The organism is Jeongeupia wiesaeckerbachi, from assembly GCF_050916355.1.
In the GTDB taxonomy this organism is placed as follows: domain Bacteria; phylum Pseudomonadota; class Gammaproteobacteria; order Burkholderiales; family Chitinibacteraceae; genus Jeongeupia; species Jeongeupia wiesaeckerbachi.
Genome location: NZ_CP136946.1, coordinates 930075 through 946301, shown reverse-complemented (window position 1 = coordinate 946301; position 16227 = coordinate 930075). Strand labels below are relative to the sequence as shown.

Annotated in this window: 13 protein-coding genes; 4 read left to right on the top strand and 9 right to left on the bottom strand. The window is 64.3% G+C overall.

Going from position 1 to position 16227, the window contains the following annotated elements:
* Position 1: 1 nt before the first annotated feature.
* The 3 genes from R0382_RS04690 to hslU all read right to left on the bottom strand — a co-directional run bounded on the left by R0382_RS04690 (position 2) and on the right by hslU (position 2905).
* A complete protein-coding gene (locus R0382_RS04690) occupies positions 2-772 on the bottom strand; it encodes a class I SAM-dependent methyltransferase (protein ID WP_432722754.1) in 771 nt (256 codons plus the stop codon).
* 119 nt (positions 773-891) lie between these two features.
* The gene (locus tag R0382_RS04685) at positions 892-1533 is read right to left on the bottom strand and encodes a pyridoxamine 5'-phosphate oxidase family protein (protein ID WP_432722752.1); all 642 of its coding nucleotides are present in this window, start codon (positions 1531-1533) and stop codon (positions 892-894) included.
* Between the two features lie 43 nt (positions 1534-1576).
* Positions 1577-2905, bottom strand: coding sequence for an ATP-dependent protease ATPase subunit HslU (gene hslU / locus R0382_RS04680; protein WP_432722750.1), 1329 nt, complete (start codon positions 2903-2905; stop codon positions 1577-1579).
* 119 nt (positions 2906-3024) lie between these two features.
* On the opposite strand from hslU, the gene yedA reads away from it, so the two are divergent.
* Positions 3025-3891, top strand: a complete 867-nt coding sequence (gene yedA, locus R0382_RS04675) for a drug/metabolite exporter YedA (protein WP_432722749.1) — start codon at positions 3025-3027, stop codon at positions 3889-3891.
* Between the two features lie 73 nt (positions 3892-3964).
* Positions 3965-5515 (top strand): threonine ammonia-lyase, biosynthetic, encoded by a 1551-nt coding sequence (gene ilvA, locus R0382_RS04670; RefSeq protein WP_432724126.1) that lies wholly within the window; start codon positions 3965-3967, stop codon positions 5513-5515.
* A gap of 40 nt (positions 5516-5555) precedes the next feature.
* On the opposite strand, the gene R0382_RS04665 is transcribed toward ilvA, so the two are convergent.
* From R0382_RS04665 to R0382_RS04655, 3 genes are all read right to left on the bottom strand, one after another.
* Positions 5556-5930, bottom strand: a complete 375-nt coding sequence (locus R0382_RS04665) for a lysozyme inhibitor LprI family protein (protein WP_432722747.1) — start codon at positions 5928-5930, stop codon at positions 5556-5558.
* A gap of 91 nt (positions 5931-6021) precedes the next feature.
* Positions 6022-6786, bottom strand: a complete 765-nt coding sequence (gene fabI / locus R0382_RS04660) for an enoyl-ACP reductase FabI (RefSeq protein WP_432722746.1) — start codon at positions 6784-6786, stop codon at positions 6022-6024.
* A complete protein-coding gene (locus tag R0382_RS04655) occupies positions 6783-9194 on the bottom strand; it encodes a DUF3141 domain-containing protein (protein ID WP_432722744.1) in 2412 nt (803 codons plus the stop codon). Before R0382_RS04655 ends, fabI begins: the two co-directional genes overlap by 4 nt.
* Positions 9195-9363: 169 nt before the next feature.
* Here R0382_RS04655 and metH point away from each other — a divergent pair, with 169 nt between their 5' ends.
* The gene (gene metH, locus R0382_RS04650) at positions 9364-13086 is read left to right on the top strand and encodes a methionine synthase (RefSeq protein ID WP_432722742.1); all 3723 of its coding nucleotides are present in this window, start codon (positions 9364-9366) and stop codon (positions 13084-13086) included.
* 239 nt (positions 13087-13325) lie between these two features.
* On the opposite strand, the gene R0382_RS04645 is transcribed toward metH, so the two are convergent.
* The 3 genes from R0382_RS04645 to R0382_RS04635 form a co-directional block, all read right to left on the bottom strand.
* On the bottom strand, positions 13326-13670 hold the full coding sequence (locus tag R0382_RS04645; RefSeq protein ID WP_432722741.1) for a hypothetical protein: 345 nt from the start codon (positions 13668-13670) through the stop codon (positions 13326-13328).
* Positions 13671-13797: 127 nt separating this feature from the next.
* Entirely contained in the window at positions 13798-14811 is a 1014-nt protein-coding gene (locus R0382_RS04640; RefSeq protein WP_432722739.1) for a helix-turn-helix domain-containing protein, read from the bottom strand.
* A 311-nt stretch (positions 14812-15122) separates the two neighbouring features.
* Positions 15123-15404, bottom strand: a complete 282-nt coding sequence (locus R0382_RS04635; RefSeq protein WP_432722737.1) for a hypothetical protein — start codon at positions 15402-15404, stop codon at positions 15123-15125.
* A gap of 209 nt (positions 15405-15613) precedes the next feature.
* Here R0382_RS04635 and R0382_RS04630 point away from each other — a divergent pair, with 209 nt between their 5' ends.
* Complete coding sequence (locus R0382_RS04630; RefSeq protein WP_432722736.1) at positions 15614-16129, top strand: SRPBCC family protein; 516 nt, start codon at positions 15614-15616, stop codon at positions 16127-16129.
* Positions 16130-16227: the final 98 nt, after the last annotated feature.

Genomic DNA, 16227 nt, shown 5'->3' with positions numbered 1-16227 from the left:
CCTAGTCGTACTTGCGCCCGAGCACCATGAAGACCCGGTGCGGAATGACGAGCGGGTCGGCGGGGAATTGCGCGGCGAGCAGCGCTGCGTGCTCGGCGTCGAATGCGGCGACGGCATCGGGCGACAGGCTGGCGGCGATGCCCGCGCTGGCGCGAATCCGGCCGCGCCACGCGTCGTGGCTGTAGACGACGGGCTGGTCGAAGGCGAACGATTCGATGCCGACAAAGCCGGCCGTGGCGAGATCGGTGAAGGCCTGCGGATGGACGCCGTTGCCGCCGGCGCCACGCCAATCCGGATTGTGTTTCAGGATTAGCGCCTCGGTCGCGGCAACGACGTTGCCCGGCAGCGGCAGCCAGTCGAAATGGGCGATCGCCAGCAGCCCGCCGCGGCGCAACAGCCGCCATGCCTCGCGGGCGGCCTTGTCGCGGTCGAACCAATGCCAGCACTGGCCGGCCGTAACGACATCGAATTCGCCATTGGGCAGGCCGGTGTTCTCGGCGGTGGCGGCACGGTAGTCGACGGCCACGCCGGCTTCGGCGTCGAGTTGTCTGGCCTGCGCCAGCATCGCTTCGGCCGGATCGACACCGACCACGTGGGCACCACGGAGCGCAAAGCCGCGCGCCAGCGTGCCGGTGCCGGTGCCGACGTCAACGATGGCCTGACCGGGCACGCCGACGCCAAGGCTAGCGGCACGGGTGAAAAAGGCATCGGGAAAGCCGGCGCGGTGGGTCCGGTAATCGGTGGCGGTCTTGCCGAAATCGACGCGTTTCATCTGCAGGCTCCGTGGTGGCGGGCGGCAAGATGCCGGCCCTAGTCCGCTCGATTGAAGCGCGTTTGCAATTTAAACGTCAATATTCGGTAAGTAGCCCGGCGGCCGGCGGAGACGGCGGTTCAGTACAGCGTGTCGCGGATACGCCCGGGCAAGGCGGCGTCATAGGCTGCGCCGTCGATGGCCGATTCGCTGGCGCGCTGCAGGATCTGCCCCGGGGTCGGCAGGCTGTGGCGGTCGATGTGGCGCGCGGCATCCCATAGCCCGGCGCGCACGACGGCGCGCGAGCACTGGAAGAACACCGCTTCCACCGTGATGACGAGGACGACTTTCGGTGGCTTGCCGCCGACGGCATAGCGTTCGAGCAGCGCCGGGTCGGCGCTGATGCGGGCGCGGCCGTTGATGCGCAGCGTTTCTCCCAGACCCGGGATCAGGAACAGCAGGGCGATACGCGGATCGGCGATCAGGTTGCGCAGGCTGTCGATGCGGTTGTTGCCGCGTCGCTCGGGCAGGATCAGCGTCGTGGCGTCGATGACGTCGACAAAGCCGGCCGAATCGCCGCGTGGCGAGCAGTCGAGGCCGCCTGCGCCGACGGTGGCCAGCGCGACAAACGGCGAGGCGGCGATCCACTGGCGGTAGAAGTCGTCGACGTGGTCGAGTTCCTTGGCCAGCGATGCCGCTGCCGGCGCATCGAACAGCGCTTCGAGCGCTGCGGTGTTGCGGATGTCGAACTGCGCGTCGGCCGGCATGGCATGCCCCTTCATGGCGTTGGTTGCGGTGCCGCATGGACGCCACCGCAGCCCCAGCTTACAACACGAAGCGCGCCAGGTCCTCGTTGCCGGCCACTTCGCCGAGCTTGGCTTCGACCGCGGCGGCGTCCATCACCACCTTGCCGGTCCGGGCGTCGAAGGAGATTTCCTCGAGCAGTTTTTCCATCACCGTGTACAGCCGGCGCGCGCCGATGTTCTCGGTCGCTTCGTTCACCTGGCAGGCAATCTCGGACAGGCGGCGTACGCCGTCCTCGGTGAATTCGACCTCGACGCCTTCGGTCGCCAGCAGCGCCTGGTACTGCTTGGTCAGGCAGGCGTCGGTTGCGGTGAGGATGCGGCTGAAGTCGTCGACGTTCAGCGAGGTCAGCTCGACGCGGATCGGGAAGCGGCCCTGCAATTCGGGGATCAGGTCGGACGGCTTGGTCAGCGCGAACGCGCCCGAGGCGACGAAGAGGATGTGGTCGGTGTTGACCATGCCGTACTTGGTGCTGACCGTCGTGCCTTCGACCAGCGGCAGCAGGTCGCGCTGCACGCCCTGGCGGCTGACTTCGCCGCCGCTGGTGTCGGCGCGGCTGGTGACCTTGTCGATTTCGTCGATGAAGACGATGCCGTTCTGTTCGACGGCCTTCAGCGCCTCGGCCTTGATGTCGTCGTCGTTGACGAGCTTGGCGGCTTCCTCGTCGGTGATCAGCTTGATCGCGTCGATGACCTTGAGCTTCTGCGGTTTTTTCTTGTCGGCGAACGCACCCTTGAACATCTGCGACAGCTGGCCGGACAGGTCGTCCATGCCCGGCATGCCCGGTGCGAACACGTTCATGTCCGGCATCGCCTGGGCGACGTCGACCTCGATTTCCTTGTCGTCGAACTTGCCCTCACGCAGCATCTTGCGGAATTTCTGCCGGGTTTCCTTGCCCTGCTCGTCGTCGTTGGCGCTGGCGTAGGCCTTGTTCGGCGGCGGCAGCAGCACGTCGAGAATGCGCTCCTCGGCGGCATCTTCGGCGCGGACGCGGTTTTTCTTGATCGCGCTGTCGCGCACCTGTTTGAAGGCGATCTCCATCAGGTCGCGGATGATGCTGTCGACATCCTTGCCGACGTAGCCGACCTCGGTGAACTTGGTCGCTTCGACCTTGATGAACGGCGCATCGGCGAGCTTGGCCAGCCGGCGGGCGATTTCGGTTTTGCCGACGCCGGTCGGGCCGATCATCAGGATGTTCTTCGGCGTGATCTCGTGCCGCAGCGGCTCGGCCACCTGCTGGCGGCGCCAGCGGTTGCGCATCGCGATCGCCACGGCCTTCTTGGCGGCGGACTGCCCGACGATGTGCTTGTCGAGTTCGTGGACAATTTCCTGCGGGGTCATCTGGCTCATGGTGCAATCCTTGGGCGTCAATCGACGAGATCAATATCTGGCTAAGTGGGGCTGTGACGGCATATTTAAAGCCGTGCTGTGACGTGTGGATTACCGCTGGCACCGGTAGGCTGTTGAAAATGAAATCATTCGACCATCGCCTGATCGTTTCGCTCCTGCTGGTGTACATCGTCTGGGGCTCGACCTACCTTGGCATCCGCTACGCGGTCGCGGACCTGCCGCCGCTGCTGATGGGGGCGGTGCGCTTCATCCTCGCCGGCACGCTGATGCTGGGGTTTCTCAGATGGCGCGGCGCACCGTGGCCGAGCTGGCCGCAGGTGCGCGCCGCTGCCGGAGTGGGCATTGCTTTTCTCGCCTTTGGCAACGGCGCCGTCTGCGTGATCGAAACCGAACTGCCGTCCGGGCTGGTGGCCTTGCTGATGGCGGTGACGCCGCTGTTCGCGGTGCTGTTCGACTGGCTGGGCGGCAACCGGCCCAAGCGTCTCGAATGGTTCGGCGTCGCCCTCGGTCTGATCGGCGTCGCGCTGCTGCAGCGGGATGCACGCTTCGACGGGACGCCTTGGGCGTTCGGCTTGCTGCTGGCGGTGGCCATCGTCTGGGCGATCACCGCGGTGGTCCAGCGACGCATCACGCTGCCGTCCGGGCTGATGTCGGCGGCCATCCAGATGCTCGCCGCCGGGCTGGTGCTGGCCGTGGTCGCGCCGCTGCGGGGCGAGACCTTGCCGGTCCACGTCGGCTGGCAAAGCTGGGCGGCGTTTGCCTACCTGACCGTGTTCGGCTCGCTGATCGCGTATACCGCCTTCGTTTATGTGCTGGCGCACGCCAAACCGGTGCTGGCGTCGAGCTTTTCCTACGTCAATCCGCCGGTCGCGGTGCTGCTGGGCTGGCTGATCGCCGGCGAACACGTGTCGGGCGTGATGCTGATCGGCATGCTGGTGGTGCTGGCCGGCGTGGTGCTGCTGATCCTGGCCAGCCGGCGCCGCTGACCCGGCGCCGGCGCTGGTGCCGCGCGATTGGCGCTGGCCTCGCCGGGCCATCCCCGCTACAGTAGTTTCCCGTATTCCCGCAGCCACGAAGAACACGCCCATGAGCCAGCCGCAGAACCAATATCTTGAACGCATCCTCACCGCCCGCGTCTACGACGCGGCGATTGAAACCCCGCTGGAACTCGCGCCCAATCTGAGCCGCCGCATCGGCAACCAGGTGCTGCTGAAGCGCGAAGACATGCAGCCGGTGTTCTCGTTCAAGATTCGCGGCGCGTACAACAAGATGGTCAAGCTGTCGCGCAGCGAGCTCGACCGTGGCGTGATCGCCGCATCGGCCGGCAACCACGCGCAGGGCGTGGCGCTGTCGGCGCAGAAGCTCGGCTGTCGCGCGACCATCGTCATGCCGGCGACGACGCCGCGCATCAAGGTCGACGCCGTCACCCGCCGTGGCGCCGAGGCGGTGCTGGTCGGCGATTCGTATTCGGATTGCTATCTGCACGCGATGAAGCTGGTCGAGGAAAGCGGTGCGACCTTCATCCATCCGTTCGACGATCCCGACGTGATCGCCGGCCAGGGCACCTGCGGGATGGAAATCATGATGCAGCACCCGGACCCGCTCGACGCGGTGTTCATCCCGGTCGGCGGTGGCGGCTTGATCGCCGGGGTCGCGGCCTATATCAAGCGGCTGCGCCCCGAGGTGAAGATCATCGGTGTCGAGCCGACCGACGCCAATGCGATGTATCTGTCGCTGAAGCTCGGCGAGCGCGTCACCCTGCCGCAGGTCGGCATCTTTGCCGACGGCGTTGCGGTCAAGCAGGTCGGCGAGGAAACGTTCCGGCTGTGCCAGGAATTCGTCGACGACATCATCCTCGTCGATACCGACGCAATGTGCGCGGCGATCAAGGATGTGTTCGAAGACACGCGCTCGATCCTCGAACCGGCCGGTGCGCTGGCCGTCGCCGGCGCCAAGGCGTGGGCGGCGCGCGAGAAGATCGAGGGCCAGACGCTGGTCGCGATCACCTCGGGCGCGAACATGAACTTCGACCGCTTGCGCTATGTCGCCGAACAGGCCGAACTCGGCGAGGGCCGCGAGGCGGTGCTCGCGGTCACCGTGCCGGAACAACCGGGCGCGTTCCGTCAGTTCTGCGGCCTTGTCGGCGCACGCAATGTCACCGAATTCAACTATCGCTACGGCGCCGACGACAAGGCCCACGTCTTCGTCGGCCTGTCGATCCAGAATCGCCAGGAAGTCACCGACCTGATCGAAAAGCTTGCCGGCCATGGCCTGCCGGCAACCGACCTGACCGACAACGAACTCGCCAAACTGCACGTGCGCCATCTGGTCGGCGGCCATGCACCGCAGGTGACCAACGAGCGGCTGCTGCGCTTCGAATTCCCCGAGCGTCCGGGCGCGCTGCTCAACTTCCTTGAGAACATGAGCGTCGGCTGGAACATCAGCCTGTTCCACTACCGCAACCACGGTGCCGACTACGGCCGCATCCTCGTCGGCATCCAGGTGCCGCAAGAGGACGACGCCGAGTTCGCCGCCTTCCTCGACAAGCTCGGCTACCCGTACTGGATCGAGACCGACAACGAGGCGTACAAGCTCTTCCTCGCGTCGTGATCACGAGGCAATCAAAAACCGGCCCACTGGGCCGGTTTTTTTACAGCATGTTGTTTTTACAGCTCGAATAGCGGCACTCGCGGATCCGGTCTGCGAAAAAGGCGGTGCGCTTGCTCGTGATGCGCGTGGCGCATTCGAAGTTGATGTAGAAGCCGGTCGCGTTCCGGTAACTGCATTCGCGTTTGCGCAGGCCCAGCCAGTCGCGCTGGCTGCGTTGCAGCGCGGTCTTGCCGGCGTCATCCAGATATCGGTCGAGCGTTTTGTAGCTGGTGCCGAGGTCGCGGTTGGCCTGCTGATAAATGTCGTTCAGGCAATCGAGGTTGTCGAATTCGTCCCTGCTCTGGTGGCAGCCGACGTAGCTCCAGGCGGCTGGGGAGAGAAGCGCGACAACGAGGGCAAGGTGGCTTAGGGTCATGCTTGGGCCGGGGTGATTGGATTGGAGGAAGGGCGCAGAGACGATAAAAGCCAGTCTCGCTGGCTTTATCGTCTCTGCCTGGATCGGCTGTTCAGGACACGATATTGATCCCGCCGTCGACATAGAACACCGAGCCGGTGATGCGCTTGGCGCCATCCTCGCACAGGAAGGCCGTGGCTTCGCCGACGTCGTCGATGTCGATCAGCTCGCGCAGTGGCGCGTGCTGGATCGAGTTCTCGATCAGCAGGCCGAATTCGCGGATGCCGCTGGCGGCGCGCGTCTGCACCGGACCGGGCGAGACGGCGTGGACGCGGATCTTCTTCGGGCCGAGTTCGTTGGCAAGGTAGCGCGCGGTGCTTTCGAGCGCGGCCTTCACCGGCCCCATCACGCCGTAATTAGGCACGACCTTTTCGGCGCCGTAGTAGCTCATCGTGATCAGCGTGCCGCCGTCCTTCATCAACGGTTCGGCACGGTGGGCGATGCGCACGAAGGAGTGGCACGAGATGTCCATCGCCTGCATGAAGCCTTCGCGGCTGGTGTCGACGACGCGGCCGTGCAGATCGTCCTTCTGGGCGAAGGCAATCGAGTGCAGCGCGATGTCGAGCGTGCCGAACTTGTCGGTGATCGCCGCGAAGGTGGCATCGAGCGAGGCATCGTCGCTGACGTCGCACTTGAGCAGCAGCGCGGGTTCAAGCTCGGGCAGCAAGGGCTTGATGAAGTCGAGCGTCCTGTCGTTGACGTAGGTGATGACCAGCTCGGCACCGCGCGCTTTCAGCGAGCGCGCGACGCCGTAGGCGATCGAGTTTTCGTTGGCGATGCCCGTGATCAGGGCAATGCGGCCTTCAAGCGTTTTCATTCCTTGTCCTCTTTGGCGGTGGCCGTCTTGGCGGCGCTCGGCGTGCGGCGTGCCGGCTTGGCCTTGGTGTCGGCGGCTGGCGCGGCCGCCGGTTTGGGCGCTGCAGGCTTGCGTCGGGTGACGGTCCGGGCCGGTTTTTCGTCCGCGGTCGGTGCAACTGCCGGGCTTGCCGCCGCCGGCCATTCGGTCTGGGTTCGCGTCGGCAACGCTTCGGCGCGTAGTTCTTCCAGATTGCGCAGCGCCTCTGCGGCGTCGGGAATCACATGGACCAGTGCGTCGAAGTGCTCGAACGCGGTCACCAGCGCTTCGCGACTGCCGAACAGCTGCGGCAGCGTCTTGCGGGCTTCGGCCGGGAAACGCCAGACCAGCAGCGCCTGCTCGCGGATCTTGGCATGGCGGGTTTCCGGATCCAGCGCCGCCAGCGTGCGCTCCTGCACCAGCCATTCATACGCGGCACTGCGGCGTTCGACCTTGATCGACGGCAGACCCTGGGTGATCAGGAGGGCCAGGCGGATCATGCCGTCGGCGTTGTCGCCCTTCGGCAGCCGGGCGAGCAGGGCGTTATCGTCGAACTGCGGTTCGGCCTGGCCGTTCTTCTTCAGGTAGTCGGGAATGTGCTCGACGCCAACACCGGCGAGGCCGAGCAGCCCGTAGGTCTGGAAGAACTGCAGTTCGCTAGTCGCATCGCGCAGGTCGCGATACAGGTCGAGCGAGGTGGCCAGCTGTTGCGATGCCCAGCGTTCGAGCGGACGCAGCTCGGGATCGCGCGGCTGGCGGTGTTCGCGCACGGCCTCGGCGATGCCGGCGTTGAGTTTGGCCAGCGGGTTGAGGCTGGACCAGCCCCAGTGCTGTACGCGCAGCGGGTGCAATTGCCGGCCGAGCTGGGCGGCGTCTTCGGTCACCAGCGGCGCGAGCCAGGGGCGGACCAGTGTCGAGTAGATCGACGTGCTGAGTGTCGAGATCGCTTCGACCGCGGCAAACGGTGCTTCGTCGTGACGTTCGAACTTCTGCAGGCCGCGCAGCTCCTCGACCTCGCGTTCGATCAGTTCGGCGCTGTAGTGCGGCTTGCCGTCGTCGCCGGTGATCGTATCGATTTTCAGCTGGTACAGGCCAGGTTCGAGCGTTTCGATCACCTGCAGCAATTCGACGATCTTGGCGTGTTCCTTCTGGGCGATCTTGGCCGAGACGAAAATGCCGAGGTGGCCGGTGGTCTTGTGTTCGAGGCCGACGATGACCTGGCCCGAATGCTTCAGCGCCGCGGTGCTCGGGTAAAGATCGAGGATCCAGTTGAACGCCTGTTGCGGTGGCGTGATGTTGTCGCCCATCGACGCGAACACGACGACCGGCGCGCGCAGCTGGCGCAGATCGAAGGCGCCGGCCTGGCTGACGGCCTTGCCCTCGGTCAGGTTGTTGCCGATGAACAGGTTTTCGACGATCCAGCGGATTTCTTCCTCGTTCATCAGGAAGTAGCCGCCCCACCAGCGCTCGAACTCGAGGAAGCGCGGCGGCTCGGTGTCGATCTGGTCGTACAGGTGGTAGGTCTTCTTCACCAGCGTGTTGGCCGGGTCGAGCCCTTCGAAATTGTCGACGAGGTAGGCACCGTCGAACTTGCCGTTGCCGAGGTCGGACGCCAGCAGCGCGGTCCACGCGCCACCGAGGTTGCCGCCGGCGTAGCGCATCGGGTTGCCGCCGTCGTTGCCGGCCCAGTACGACACCGGGGCGCCGTTCATCACCAGCGCGCCGACGAGTTCGGGAGACTGCGCCGCGACCAGCATCGCGGCCCAGCCGCCCTGGCAATTGCCGACCAGCGCCGGCTTCGGCGACTCGGGATGGCGGCGGATCACTTCGCGCAGGAAATCGGCTTCGGCGGCGGTGACATCGGCCAGCGTCTGGCCGGCTTCGGGCTCGGGGAAAAACAGGCAGAAATACACCGGGCTGCCGGCGCGCAACGCCATGCCGACCTCGGAGTCATCCTTGAAACCGCCGATGCCGGGACCGTGACCGGCGCGCGGATCGATGATCACGTAGGGGCGGGCATTCGGGTCGATCACGACGCCGGCGGGCGGGGTGATCGCGGCCAGCGCGTAATTGACCGGACGCTTGAATTTCCGGCCGTCGACGATGATGTCGTAGTCGAAGTGCAGCAAGGGCGGCTTGCCGGCCTTGGCGTGCTCGAGATAGTTGTCGCCGCGCTGGCGCAAGGTGTCCCAGAACAGCGTCTGGCGCTCGAAGGTATCGGTGAGGTAGTCGACCGCGGCGAAGAACGGGTTGGCCGTAAACGGTACTTGCGGCAGGGTCTGCGCGTGGGCAAAGCGGGTCAGTGCATCGCGGAGTCGCCGCTGCCACAGCAGTCCGAGGCGGACGGGGAGCGTGGAAGCGGTGGCGAGGCGCTCGGAAGAACTCAACATGCTGGTGTGTCTCCTTGGTCGCAAATACCGTTATGGCAAGGCCTTTCTTAGGCTGCAAGGGACGATTGTTGCACTGCAATGTGACATCGGGATAGCAGCACGTGCGGAATGGCTTCGGGGTGATGTGGTAAAATTGCCGGTTTTCGTCGTCGAATCAACCGGATAAGCCATGAGCATCGTCGCCACTCGCACCCAGATCCTGCAATCGCTGTTGCGGGAACGCATCCTGATGCTCGACGGTGGCATGGGAACGATGATCCAGCAGTACCGGCTCGACGAAGCGCAGTACCGCGGCGAGCGCTTTGCCGACTGGCCGAGCGACCTCAAGGGCAACAACGACCTCTTGGTGCTGACGCAGCCGCAGATCATCAGCGAAATCCACCAGCAGTATCTCGATGCCGGCGCCGACATCATCGAGACCAACAGCTTCAACGCCACGTCGATGGCGATGGCCGATTACGAGATGCAAAGCCTGGTGTGGGAGCTGAACCACCAGGCCGCCAAGCTCGTCAAAGACCTGTGCGTCGCCGAGACCGCGAAAAACCCGGCCAAGCCGCGCTTCTGCGCCGGCATCCTCGGCCCGACCAGCCGCACCGCGTCGATTTCGCCCGACGTGAACGACCCGGGCTTTCGCAATGTGACCTTCGACGAGCTGGTCGAGGCGTATCTGGAATCGATCGACGGCCTCGTCACCGGCGGCGCCGACATCCTGATGGTCGAAACGATTTTCGACACGCTGAACGCCAAGGCCGCGGTATTCGCGATCAAGAAATACTTCGCCGACCGCCCGGACATCGAAGAGCTGCCGGTGATGATTTCCGGCACGATCACCGACCAGTCCGGCCGTACGCTGACCGGCCAGACGACCGAGGCGTTCTACAACTCGCTGCACCACGCCGACGCGATCTCGTTCGGCCTGAATTGCGCGCTCGGCCCGGACCTGCTGCGCCCCTATGTCGAAGAGATGAGCCGGATTTCGGACACCTTCGTCTCGGTGCACGCCAACGCCGGCCTGCCGAACCCGCTGGCGCCGACCGGCTACGACCTGCTGCCCGAAGACATGGCGCCGCAGGTGCGCGAATGGGCCGAGTCGGGCCTCGTCAACATCATCGGCGGCTGCTGCGGTACGACGCCGGCGCACATCAAGGCGATTTACGACGCGGTGAAAGACCTGCCGCCGCGCCAGCTGCCCGAGATCACGCCCAAGTGCCGGCTCTCGGGCCTCGAGCCGTTTAATATCGGCGATAGCGACCTGTTCGTGAACGTCGGCGAGCGCACCAACGTCACCGGCTCGAAGGCGTTCGCGCGGCTGATCCTCAACGGCGACTATCCGGCCGCGCTGGAAGTCGCGCGCCAGCAGGTGGTGAGCGGCGCGCAGGTGATCGACATCAATATGGACGAGGGCATGCTCGACGCCCACAAGGCCATGGTGACCTTCCTGAACCTGATCGCCGCCGAGCCGGACATTTCGCGCGTGCCGATCATGATCGACAGCTCGAAGTGGGACGTGATCGAGGCGGGCCTCAAGTGCGTGCAGGGCAAGTGCATCGTCAACTCGATTTCGATGAAGGAAGGTGTCGAGCAGTTCATCCATCATGCCAAGCTGCTGAAGATGTACGGCGCGGCGGTGATCGTGATGGCGTTCGACGAGGTCGGCCAGGCCGACACCTATGCGCGCAAGATCGAGATCTGCGAGAAGAGCTACCGCATCCTCGTCGATGAAGTCGGCTTCGATCCGGCCGACATCATTTTCGACCCGAACGTCTTCGCCGTCGCTACCGGCATCGAGGAGCACGCCCGCTACGGCCTCGACTTCATCGAAGCGACCGGCTGGATCAGGCAGAACCTGCCGCAAGCGAAGATTTCCGGCGGCGTGTCGAACGTCAGCTTCAGCTTCCGCGGCAACAACAAGGTCCGCGAGGCGATCCACGCGGTCTTCCTCTACCACGCGATTTCCCAGGGCATGACGATGGGCATCGTCAACGCCGGCGCGCTGGAGAACTACGACGAGGTGCCACAGGCGCTGCGCGATGCCATCGAGGACGTGGTGCTCGACCGCGGGACCGACAGCCTCGTCACCACCGAAGCGCTGATCCAGCTCGCCGAAGCGTTCAAGGGCGACGCGACGCAGAAGAACGTCGAAGATCTGGCGTGGCGCGAATGGCCGCTGCAGGATCGCATCACCCACTCGCTGGTGAAGGGCATCACCACCTTCATCGTCGAAGACACCGAAGCCGCCCGGCTCAGCGTCGAGCGGCCGATCCACGTGATCGAAGGTCATCTGATGACCGGCATGAACCACGTCGGCGACCTGTTCGGCGCCGGCAAGATGTTCCTGCCGCAGGTGGTGAAATCCGCCCGCGTGATGAAGGCTGCGGTGGCCCACCTCGAGCCGTTCATCGAGGAAGAAAAAATCCGCACGGGCCTGGCCGACGCGCCGGCCAAGGGCAAGATCGTCATGGCGACGGTGAAGGGCGACGTCCACGACATCGGCAAGAACATCGTCGGCGTGGTACTGCGCTGCAATAACTATCAGGTGACCGACCTCGGCGTGATGGTGCCGGCACAGAAAATCCTCGATACCGCCAAGGAAATCGGCGCCGACATTATTGGTCTGAGTGGCCTGATCACGCCGTCGCTTGAGGAAATGGCCTACGTCGCCAAGGAAATGCAGCGCCAGGGCTTCGATCTGCCGCTGCTGATCGGCGGCGCGACCACGTCCAAGGTGCACACGGCGGTGAAGATCGAGCCGGGCTACGCCAATGGCCAGGTGATCTACGTGCCGGATGCGTCACGCGCCGTCGGCGTGTGCTCCAGCTTGCTGAGCGACGAGCTGAAGCCCGACTTCGTCGCCAAGGTGAACGCCGAGTACGAAAACATTCGCACCATCCACGCCAACAAGGACCGCACCAAGTTCCTCAAGATCGAGGACGCGCGCGCCAACGGTTTCAAGGTGGATTGGGCGAATTACACGCCGCCGAAGCCGAAGCAGCTGGGCGTACTCACCTTTGAAAACGTCCCGCTCGAAGACATCGCGCCGTTTATCGACTGGAGCCCGTTCTTCAACGCCTGGGAGCTGTTCGGCAAGTACCCGAAGATCCTGCAGGACGAGGTCGTCGGCGAATCGGCGCGCGCGCTGTTTGCCGACGCGCAGGCGATGTTGAAAGACTTGGTCGCGCAAAAGTGGATCTCGGCCAATGGCGTCGTCGGCCTGTTCCCGGCCAACGCCGTGGCCGGTGAAGACATCGAAATCTACTCGCCAGAAACTGGCGAAGTACTCATGACCTGGCACAACCTGCGCCAGCAGAACATCAAGGCCGCCGGCAAACCGAACTGGTGCCTGGCCGACTTTATCGCGCCTAAAGAGTCCGGCATTGCCGACTATATCGGCGCATTCGCCGTCACCGGCGGCATCGGCATCGACCCGCATGTGAAGGCATTCGAAGACGCCAACGACGACTACAGCGCGATCATGGTCAAAGCCCTTGCCGACCGCTTCGCCGAAGGCTTCGCCGAATACATGCACGAAAAGGTGCGCAAGGAGTTGTGGGGCTACGCCGCCGATGAATCACTGACGGTGGACGAGCTGACCGACGAACAGTACAGCGGCATCCGCCCGGCACCGGGCTACCCGGCCTGCCCGGATCACACCGCCAAAACCGGGCTGTTTGAAATCCTCGACGCCAACGGCATTGGCATGACGCTGACCGAAGGCTACGCCATGCTGCCGACCGCGGCGGTGAGCGGCTTCTACTTCAGCCACCCACAGTCGCAGTATTTTGCGGTCGGTAAGATCAACAAGGATCAGCTTGAGGAATACGCCAAGCGCCGTGATGTCAGCCTCGAGCAGGCCGAGCGGGATTTGGCGCCGAATTTGGGGTATGCGGCTTGAGGCTGGTTGACTGATTAGGTTTCAGCACAATGCTTAGCAAAAAGCCCCGCGGTGCGGGGCTTCTTGCTGTCCGGCTATCATCACCGTAGGGCGCATTCGCCGCGAGGCGGTAAGGCGCCGAACGGGGATTGATGTGGCGACGATGTGTTTCATGCGGGCAATGCCTGCGACGATTGCGCCATACGAATTGCGCCGTAGATGGCCGCCGATAAAGCCTCGAGCGCCGGTCAGCCGGATGTTCACGCTGCGGGTTCCGAAGCGTCCGGCGCAGTGATAAAGGCACCCAGGCGTCGGCCGATTAGGTAGAGGCTGAACAGCAAGCCGGCCAGTACCGCAATCAGAGCGAGCCTCAGACTGGGCGCCGCGCCGCCGGCATTGACGACGGCATCGGTGAACAACACCAGTAACAGCGGCGCAATGATCAGCATCAGCTGGCTGTAGCTCAACCAAAAGCGTGCCGATTGCACGTCGGGGCAAAGTTGCGCCAGTAGCTCGACCAGCGGGTCCGATAGCACCCGCAACACGATCAGACTGATCGTAATGCTGAGCGCGGCTTCGGTCAGCAAGACAAGGGCGAAGTTCATGGTGGACTCCAGGTGGGTAATAGGAGTCCCCAGTGTGGCGATGGCGTCTGCGGCCGGCCTCCGCTTTGATCGGAGCGATGTTTTTTTCTGCTCCGGAATGATCATTCCGGAGCACTGGCGGCCAGCGCTAAGGCGCTTTCTGGTTCGATAGCTTGCGATACTGGCCGGGCGTCATGCCTTCGAGTTCGCGAAACGCTTCGTAGAAGTTCGATTGAGACGTAAAGCCGACACTCAGCCCGACCGAGAGCACCGAGGCCGAAGGCTCGTCGAGCAGCATGGCCTTGGCCGCCGCGACGCGCTGCTCGCGCAGGTAGCGGGAAAAACCGATGCCGATCCGGCTGTTGAGCAATTCGGACAGTTGGTGGGGACTGAGCGTCAGTAGCTCGGCAAGACTGGGCAGGCTGAGGTCGGCAGTCTGGTAGAGCCGCTCTGCGGTCATCAGCGTGGTCAGACGGGCGACGACGGCGTCGCAGTCGACATGGGTCAGCGTCGTGTTGACGTACGTGTTTTGCGCGACCTCGGCGACTTCGGCAGGCAGTTGAGGCCGGCGGCTCAGCGCGATCTGTACCAGCAGAAAGGCCAGCCCGATCGCGCAGGCGTACAGGCTGTAGAACAGCTTGTCCGGCAGCTCGGACTGGAGCAGCCCGAGTACCGAAACGCCGATCGCGATCATGAAGACGCCACCCAGCAGGCCGATTTCACGCCGAAAATTGGCGCGCGCTTGCCGTAGTGCGTGCAGTGTGCGGCCGAGCCACAGCAGGTAGGCCGCGCCGATGATGAAGGCCAGTGGCAAAGCTTGTGCGGCCGGCAGCAGCAAGGCCAGCAGCGCAGGCAGTGCGTGCAGCGGCCAGTGCCAGTATGGCGTGGTCTGGCGCTGCAGCAGCGGTTGGCTGAACAGCAGGAAGGCCGGCGCGACGCTAAACAGCGTGAGCCGGTAAGGCAGCGACGAAATCAGCGGCAGGTCGAGATAAAGCCAGGCGAAATGCGCCAGCTGCAGGCTACTCAAAGCCACCAGCAAGCCCAGGCCCATCAGCCGGGATTGCCGGAACTCCTGAAACGCGTCGCTGTGACAGTGGGTCAATGCCAGCGCCACGGCGCAAAAGACGGAATAGCCAATAAGCAGCAGGGCGAGGGCGATCATTGTGGCGCGTGCGTAGTCGGATTAAGGCCTTGCGCGATGACACACGGCGTGTGAGCGCGGGCAGGCATCTATAGCGGCTTGGCCGAGTCCATGCAATCCCGCTGCAAGTGCTGTGGCGGGTTTGACGCGTTTTTGCCGGTGCCCGCGGCAGGGGTGGCCGTGCCGGTCACGGTAGGGTGGATTCGGCGTTACCAATCCACCGTGATGCGACGGACATGTGGACAGTAGCTTGGCACGCCGAATCAGCTGAGTGGCGGATTGTCGCTTCGCTCCGAATGGCCCTAGGCCATGCCGTCCGCCCTACGTCCGGTTTACGACAGCAGCGTCGCCAACTGCCGCTGCACGCTCGCCGTACTCAACCCCGCATGCGGCACGCTGACCACGCAGTAGCTGTCGCCGCGATGGCGGCGGTCGACTTCGATGACGAGGTGGGCGTCGTAGAGGAAGGAGATTTCGATCTCGGCGCACACCAGCGCGTAGCCCGGCGCGCCCATCACGGCGATCACGCACTGCATGGCCTCGGACTGTTCGATGACCAGCGGGTAGCGGTCGGCGGCGTACCGCTGTCGAGGGCCTGCCGGGTTTCGAGCCACACCTTGTGCGGCTGTCGCGACATAGCAGCATGTCGCCTTGGGCACCGTCGATGCCGTCAGAGGCTGACGGACTACGGATGTGCACTACGCCTGCGATGCTGGTGTAAAGGCCTGTGGCCCGACTTGTTTTTCGGCGGGCCTTGCTCGATCTTGTGAAATCGCAACCAGTATTCCGGCCTGTGACAACCCGCGTACTTGTGGAGCACACGATGACTGTTTCAACCGATTGTTTTGATCCCAATCTTGACCTGACCTTTACGCATGATGTCCCCTTGCCGGCCGAAGCGATCTGGGCGGCGTGGACCACACCTTCCCACCTGCTGCACTGGTTCACCCCAAAGCCATGGCAAACGATAGCCTGCGACATCGATCTGCAGCCGGGCGGGCGCTTTCATACGGTGATGCGCTCGCCGGAAGGCGAGACCTTTCCCGGCACCGGCTGTTATCTGGACGTCGTGCCCAATCGTCGGCTGGTGTGGACCAACGTGCTGCTGCCGGGCTTCCGTCCCGCACCGGTCGAGGCGGCGGCCGAGCGTGGCAGCGGCGATTTCCACTTCACCGCGATCATCGAGCTCGAGCCGATCGCCACCGGGACGCGCTACACCGCGACGGTGAGGCACCGCGACGCGGCGGGGCGTGAACAGCACGAGGCGATGGGTTTCGAGCCGGGCTGGGGCGCGGCGCTGGCGCAGCTGGTCGAGTACATGCAGGCTCAAGCCGGCTAGGCGGGCTTGCTTGGGTTGTTTCATCTGCCGCTGATCGGCGATGAATGGCGGAATTTAGCCGAGCTTGTCGACCATTGGCCGAAATAGGCCCCTGCTTG

Coding starts and splice junctions, on each gene's coding strand:
- R0382_RS04690 (WP_432722754.1), bottom strand. CDS start 772: ATGAAACGCGTCGATTTCGGCAAGACCGCCACCGATTACCGGACCCAC.
- R0382_RS04665 (WP_432722747.1), bottom strand. CDS start 5,930: ATGACCCTAAGCCACCTTGCCCTCGTTGTCGCGCTTCTCTCCCCAGCC.
- R0382_RS04655 (WP_432722744.1), bottom strand. CDS start 9,194: ATGTTGAGTTCTTCCGAGCGCCTCGCCACCGCTTCCACGCTCCCCGTC.
- metH (WP_432722742.1), top strand. CDS start 9,364: ATGAGCATCGTCGCCACTCGCACCCAGATCCTGCAATCGCTGTTGCGG.
- R0382_RS04640 (WP_432722739.1), bottom strand. CDS start 14,811: ATGATCGCCCTCGCCCTGCTGCTTATTGGCTATTCCGTCTTTTGCGCC.
- hslU (WP_432722750.1), bottom strand. CDS start 2,905: ATGAGCCAGATGACCCCGCAGGAAATTGTCCACGAACTCGACAAGCAC.
- yedA (WP_432722749.1), top strand. CDS start 3,025: ATGAAATCATTCGACCATCGCCTGATCGTTTCGCTCCTGCTGGTGTAC.
- R0382_RS04685 (WP_432722752.1), bottom strand. CDS start 1,533: ATGAAGGGGCATGCCATGCCGGCCGACGCGCAGTTCGACATCCGCAAC.
- fabI (WP_432722746.1), bottom strand. CDS start 6,786: ATGAAAACGCTTGAAGGCCGCATTGCCCTGATCACGGGCATCGCCAAC.
- R0382_RS04645 (WP_432722741.1), bottom strand. CDS start 13,670: ATGAACTTCGCCCTTGTCTTGCTGACCGAAGCCGCGCTCAGCATTACG.
- R0382_RS04630 (WP_432722736.1), top strand. CDS start 15,614: ATGACTGTTTCAACCGATTGTTTTGATCCCAATCTTGACCTGACCTTT.